Genomic DNA, 3,258 nt, shown 5'->3' on the forward strand with positions numbered 1-3,258 from the left:
GCCAGCAGCTCGGGCATGCAGGCGTAGCTGCCCGGGAGGCCGTAGACGCGCGCCTGTCCCGAGCTCAGCAGCTCGCCCTGCACCCACGCGCGTTCGCCGTCCTGCTCGACGAACAGGTGCGCCAGCGTGCGGCCGTAGCGATCGCGCGTGCGCCCCGACGTGGCGAGCGATACGGAGCGGCCGAGCACGAGCGCGCGCAGCGCCGCCGTCGCGTCCTCCTCGGCTTTCCATGGCTGCGCACCGGGGTTGAGGTCCGGTGAGCGCGGCGCCAGCGCGCCGATGAGGCGCACCTCCTGATTGTCGTCGAGCAGTATGGTTTCGGCGTCGAGCACGCGGATGACGGCGCGCGTCGGCCCCGCCTGCAAGGTGCACTGGGGCGGCTCGCCGTTGCCTCCCGGTGCGGCAGCCGCGGCAACGGCCGTCGTGGCGGCAAGAGCCACCGCTACGGCCGACGCCAGGCGCTGTACGCAGATACCCATCGTCCTCTGTCCCCCGGCAAGCATAGGGACAATCGGAAGTGAAAGCTTCTCAGAACAGGCCGCCGGCAAACATCTCGAATGGCCAGCCGCCATGCGCCTCGGAGCTCCTTGCGGCGGGGACCTCGTGCATCACGGAAGGCCAGGGCGCGGCATCGACGCTGCCATGCACCTGGTCCGGCGCCTGGTCCGGCGGCAGGTCGACCGTGCGCGTCGCAAGCTCGTCACGCGTCCACGGCGGGGCATGGTCGAAGACGATGCGGTCGATGCCGGCGCCGGGCGCCAGGAAGAAACCGCGCACGGTCACCGAGCCGCCGCCCGGAAGGGTAAGCAGTAGGTCGCCATCGCCGGCACGGAACGTCCCGACGTCGCTCGGCGCGACGCCGCCGGCGAGCAGCAGCTCGTTGATCTCGGTGCCGGCCGCGCAGTCGATGATGACGTCGACGCCGTCGCCGGGGAGATAGACGTAGCCGTCGCTCCCCGCGCCGCCCGACAGAATGTCGTCCCCGCCGCCGCCATAGAGCGTGTCGTCGGCGGGGCCTGCATTCAAGGCGTCGTCGCCGTCGGTGCCGATAAGGCGGACACCCGCCGCAGCATCGGTGGCGGCGAGCCGTGCCGCGCGCGTCGGCGCCGCCTCGAGCGAGCTGACCGGCTGCGAGACGCGATTGTCCTCCAGCAAGTCGATGCCCTTGCCGAGCACGATATGGTCGGTCTTGGCATTCCACTGGATGCGCTCGACCGAGAAAAGGTGATCGATGCCGTCATCCGAAACGGCGACGAAGTTCGGTACCTTGTGCGGGATCCAGTGGCGATTGAAGGTGATCGACACCTCTCGGGCACCGGAATAGTCGATGACGTCGGTACCGTCGGCCGCATAGGCGAGCTGCGGCTGGCCGCCGTGCACGATGTTGAAGCCGGGCGACCAGTGGAAAAAGTCGTCGCCTTCGCCACCGTAGAATTTCTCGATCTGCCGCGACGCCGGACTGCCTTCGAACGCATCGCGGCCGCCGCCACCCAGCATGGTTGTGAACCCGTGCTCCGCCCGCATGTGGTCGTCGGCGCCGGTGCCGAGCAGTGTCGCCATTCCCGGCGACAGATGCAGCCCGTACGGCAGCCGCAGCGTCGGATCCAGACCCGAGTAGTGGATCAGGGAGGCGATCGCCGAGGTGGAATTGACGGTGGGCGTCGGCGACCCCGGCAGGCCGAAGGCGATGTACGGATAGTCCTCGGTTTCGATGTCGCGCGCGTAGCTCGCCATTTTCTCCCACGCCTGCAACTCATCGCCCCAGTAGGGCAGCTCCCTGCTGCCGCGGTGCTCGGGCGTGCCGATCTTGTCGGTGAGTTCGGTGCGCGAGGCGAGATTGGCGTTGGCGAGCGTCAGGCGCCCGCCGGCGCCTTCGATGCCGAGGAAGGTGCCGTCGGGAGTTGGCTCGCGCACGCCCTCCATGACGAACCAGTCGTCTTGCGGGGCGGCAGTGCCGGGCTCGAACACGAGCTGCAGGTGATCGAATCCGAGCAGCCCCAGCCCGTAGGCGCCCACGGGTACCCATTCGATGCGAACGCTCGGCAATCTTCGCCCCCCGGCAGCTCCCCAGCGGGCATATCGCGCCAAGCGCAGGAGATGCAACCTGAGATTGCAGATGCTCCACGGGAACGTCGGGCGGCCTTCGCCGTTGCTCGGGGAACTACAGGAGAACTTCATGGCCACTGACCACCCCCAACGCACTTCGTCGGGCCCGATCTATGTGCTCGCGATGATCTTGCTTGTCGCCGTGCTCGCCCTTGCCGCCGTAACGCTTTGGCAGACGGACAACTCGGGCACTAACTTGCTCTCGGGCGATCCGCAGGCGATTACTCCGCCGGCAACGACGTCGGCGCCGTGACGACATTTTGGCATGCAGAAAAAGCGCTGGCCCGGACAGACATTAGCCGTTAACCCTGTCTACCTTGGAACCAGGAGCGCCGCTGCGCGTAGTATTCTTGCCACGGCGTTGTAGCTGCGCATCCGTTTCCTCATTTAGCCCGGCTCCGGCCGGGCTTTTTTTGTTGGGCCCACCGGCAAGGAGCCGCCAGCCTTTGGCTCATTCCGCGGGCATGTGGCGCGCTTTTGCGCAGTCCCCCGCAGGGCGGACTCCCGTCAAACCTGCCTAAATCGCTGGCATAAAATTTGCCTCGTGAGATGTCGGCATTCTGAACTGAGGCTGGCGCGTTCCCTTCCCCAGCCTTTGCTGGCGCCGAGTTCCCACGGGCTTGGCGCCAGCACCCCAACCCCGCGCAAGAGCTGAAGCTAGCGGCGCCCGAACAGCGAGCCAACGATCGCGAAGCCGATGGCCACCGGGACGGCAATCAACAGCACCGCGCCGATTGTGAGCGCCACGCTGAGAAAGATGAAGCCGAGGAAGCCCACCACCACGCCGAGTGCCATGACCCAGGCGCGCCAGCCGGATACGACGGTAGTCCGGCCGTTATTCTCAACGACGAGCATGACATCGCCTCCGCGCAGCCATCGGATGATCCGATACGCGCATGGTCGCGATGCCCGGCGCGCCCGTCAAGGCCGGCGGGCAGCATCGGCGTCCTACGCTTCTGACGCTGTCTCGGCAGCCGCTCCCGACTTCGCGCTCCACAGGATCGCGACACCGATCAGCGCCGACAGGATCGAGGCGACGAAGACCGCGATCTTGGCGGCGGCGAAGTCGGGCGCGTTGGGAAGTGCCTGCCCCGCAATAAACAGCGACATGGTGAAGCCGATGCCGGCGAGTGCGCCGGCACCGCAGAGCTG

General features: G+C 67.4%; 5 protein-coding genes. 1 reads left to right on the forward strand and 4 read right to left on the reverse strand.

All coding sequences use genetic code 11. The annotated features are described in order from the left end of the window. Together WDA27_14955 and WDA27_14960 are read right to left on the reverse strand one after the other, a co-directional pair. Positions 1 to 479, reverse strand: a 479-nt coding sequence (locus tag WDA27_14955) for a thermonuclease family protein (GenBank protein ID MFA5892222.1), incomplete at its 3' end; no start/stop codon positions are given. Between the two features lie 49 nt (positions 480 to 528). Next, positions 529 to 2,016 (reverse strand): hypothetical protein, encoded by a 1,488-nt coding sequence (locus WDA27_14960; protein ID MFA5892223.1) that lies wholly within the window; start codon positions 2,014 to 2,016, stop codon positions 529 to 531. 160 nt (positions 2,017 to 2,176) lie between these two features. Between WDA27_14960 and WDA27_14965 the strand changes: the two genes are divergently transcribed. After that, positions 2,177 to 2,359, forward strand: coding sequence for a hypothetical protein (locus tag WDA27_14965; GenBank protein ID MFA5892224.1), 183 nt, complete (start codon positions 2,177 to 2,179; stop codon positions 2,357 to 2,359). 404 nt (positions 2,360 to 2,763) lie between these two features. Here WDA27_14965 and WDA27_14970 read toward each other — a convergent pair whose 3' ends face one another. Further along, positions 2,764 to 2,961 carry a hypothetical protein gene (locus WDA27_14970; protein ID MFA5892225.1) on the reverse strand — a complete coding sequence of 66 codons (198 nt, stop codon included), beginning with the start codon at positions 2,959 to 2,961 and terminating at the stop codon, positions 2,764 to 2,766. A gap of 93 nt (positions 2,962 to 3,054) precedes the next feature. Continuing rightward, positions 3,055 to 3,258, reverse strand: a 204-nt coding sequence (locus WDA27_14975; GenBank protein ID MFA5892226.1) for a Na+/H+ antiporter NhaA, incomplete at its 5' end; no start/stop codon positions are given.

It is taken from the genome of Actinomycetota bacterium (assembly GCA_041658565.1).
In the GTDB taxonomy this organism is placed as follows: domain Bacteria; phylum Actinomycetota; class AC-67; order AC-67; family AC-67; genus JBAZZY01.